3 protein-coding genes are annotated in these 2490 nt (G+C 70.5%); all 3 read right to left on the bottom strand.

Features of this window, described 5'->3' with window-relative positions:
- Window positions 1-48: 48 nt before the first annotated feature.
- The 3 genes from tnpC to tnpA are packed head-to-tail and all read right to left on the bottom strand — an operon-like array spanning window position 49 to window position 2432.
- Window positions 49-1614 carry an IS66 family transposase gene (gene tnpC, locus B8460_RS02770; protein WP_148360269.1) on the bottom strand — a complete coding sequence of 522 codons (1566 nt, stop codon included), beginning with the start codon at window positions 1612-1614 and terminating at the stop codon, window positions 49-51.
- Between the two features lie 51 nt (window positions 1615-1665).
- Window positions 1666-2013, bottom strand: coding sequence for an IS66 family insertion sequence element accessory protein TnpB (tnpB, locus tag B8460_RS02765; RefSeq protein ID WP_048860046.1), 348 nt, complete (start codon window positions 2011-2013; stop codon window positions 1666-1668).
- Complete coding sequence (gene tnpA / locus B8460_RS23555) at window positions 2010-2432, bottom strand: IS66-like element accessory protein TnpA (RefSeq protein ID WP_048860045.1); 423 nt, start codon at window positions 2430-2432, stop codon at window positions 2010-2012. The genes tnpB and tnpA overlap by 4 nt, the downstream gene beginning before the upstream one ends.
- Between the last annotated feature and the right edge of the window lie 58 nt (window positions 2433-2490).

The following is a 2490-nucleotide window of genomic DNA, read 5'->3' as shown; positions in this document are numbered from 1 at the left end:
GTAAGCGTTCGGTGTCGGCCGCGGTGATCTTGGGTTGACGCAGCAGCGTCAGGCGGCTCGGCGCGTCTGTGAATCTTCGCTGGCAAGGTCAGCGCAGTTCCACGGCAGCAAGTCCGCGACGCGATTGATCGGGTGGGTTGCGATCCGCTCGAGGACGTGGCGGAGGTAGGCTTCCGGTTCGATGCCGTTGAGCCGCGCTGTCGCGATCAGCGACGCGATCGCTGCGGTGCGAGTGCCCCCGGCATCCGATCCCGCGAACAGCCAGTTCTTCCGCCCCAGCGCGATGGGCCGGATCGCGCGCTCGACGGGGTTGTTGTCGATCTCCACGGTGCCGTCATCGGCGTAGCGGGTCAGCGCTGTCCAGCGGACGAGCGCGTAGCGGATGGCCACCGCGAGATCGCCGCGCCTGGGGACGCGCAGCAAAGTCGCGTCCAGCCAGGTCTTCATGTCGGCGAGCAGCGGGCCCGCCCGCGTCTGGCGTGCGCGGCGGCGTTCGTCGGGCGGACGTCCCTTGATCTCGGCCTCGATCGCATAGAGCGCCTGGATCCGCATGAGCGCCTCGCTCGCCAGCGGCGCCTTGCCGGTCGCGTGCAGGTCGAAGAACTTCCGCCGCACATGCGCCCAGCATGCCGCTTCGAGAACGCGTCCGCCGTGGTAGAGCCCGTCAAAGCCGGCGTAGCCATCCGCGTGCAGCACGCCCTGGAACCCCGCCAGGTGCGTGCGCGGATGCTCGGCCCGCCGATCCGGGCTGTAGCGGTAGAGCACGGCGGGAGCGGCGGTTCCGGCATACGGCCGTTCGTCGCGCAGATAGGCCCACAGGCGGCCCAGCTTGGTCTTGCCCGCGCCCGGTGCCAGAACCGGCACCGGCGTGTCGTCGGCATGCACCCGCTCGCCGGCCATCACATGCCGGCCGAGTGCGTCGATCAGCGGGCGCAGCAGCCCGGCGCACTGCCCGACCCAGTCGGCCAGCGTGGAGCGCTCCAGGTCGACGCCGGACCGCTCGTAGATCTCGCTCTGCCGGTACAGCGGCAGATGGTCGGCGAACTTCGCGATCAGCACGTGAGCCAGCAAACCGGCCGAAGCACGACCGCGGCGGATCGGCATCTCCGGCGCCGGCGCCTGGGTGATGCTCTCGCAGATACGGCACGAGAATTTCGGGCGCACGTGGCGGATGACCCGGAACGACGCCGGGACGTAGTCCAGCACCTCAGTGACGTCCTCGCCGAGCCAGCGCAACGCACCCCCGCACTGCGGACAGGCGCAGGCGGTCTCGTGCGCGATCGTGGTGCGTGGCAGATGATCGGGAAGCGGCCGCCGTGCGGGTCGTTCGCGCGACGCGCCAGCCGGATCTGAAGGTTCTGCGTCGGCGGCCTCGCCCTTGCGGTCGGCGCCGGCTTCGAGGTCCTTCAGCGCCAGCGTCAGCTGCGCGATCTCGGCCGCGATCTTCTCCGACGAGCGACCGAACTGCATGCGCCGCAACCGCTCGAGCTGCAGCCGCATTGCCGCGATGGCATCGCGGTGCGCGACCAGTTCCGCATCCTGCCGGGCGATGGTCGCCGCCTGCGCCTCGATCAGCGCACGGACGTCGGCGGGCAAGGCGGCAAGGTCGATCACGCTGCAAATCGTGACAAACAGCCTCGCGTCGGCGCAACGAAAAGCCGCAGGTCAGCCCGCCCTCTCCGGCTGCCAGGTGCGCGCCGGCATGCGCCAGTCGATCCCCTCGAGCAGCATCGACAGCTGCGCCGGCGTCAGCGTCCCCACGCCGTCCTTGGCCTGCGGCCACACGAACCGTCCGCGCTCCAGCCGCTTGGCGAACAGGCACAGTCCCTGGCCGTCCCAGAACAGCACCTTGAGCAAATCGCCGCGACGGCCTCGAAAGACGAACAGATGGCCGCTGAACGGATCCTGTCCGAGCACCTGCTGCACCTGTCGGGCGAGACCGTCGAAGCCGCGGCGCATGTCGGTCGCGCCGGCGGCAAGCCAGACGCGTGTGCCGGCCGACGGCGAGATCACCCGCGCAGGGCCGCCAGGATCCGGCGCAGCGCCTTGCCGTCGATGTGCTGGTCCACCCGCAAGCTGCACCCGTTCGGCAGCGAGATCTCGACGAGGCGGTCGATGCGAACAGTCTCCGGCCGCGGCGGCGCAGACACCTCCCGGTGCTCCGCCGCGACCTGAACCGGGATCAGCCGTTGCGTGGGCGCGGCAGACCACTGCGCGCCCACCCCGTCCCGGCGCCAGCGATACAGCAGGCTGGAGCAGACGCCGTGACGGCGCGCAACGGCGTGCACGCCCTGGCCCGGCTGCGCCGCCTCGGCGACCAGCCGCGCCTTGTCCTCATCGCTGTAGCGACGGCGGCGCTCGTGGCCGGTGATGACCTCGATGCGTTCCGACGCACCGGTGCTGTCCCTAGGGATAGCCTCGTGGCTTGACATGCCACTCCTGTCCCAAGCCCAACCCATCGCGGCAAGGCGGGGCACGCCGGACGCTTAC

This window comes from Acidisphaera rubrifaciens HS-AP3, from assembly GCF_000964365.1.
In the GTDB taxonomy this organism is placed as follows: Bacteria; Pseudomonadota; Alphaproteobacteria; order Acetobacterales; family Acetobacteraceae; genus Acidisphaera; species Acidisphaera rubrifaciens.
Note: the sequence above shows the minus strand (reverse complement) of the source record. Positions and strands in the feature narration are given on the sequence as shown.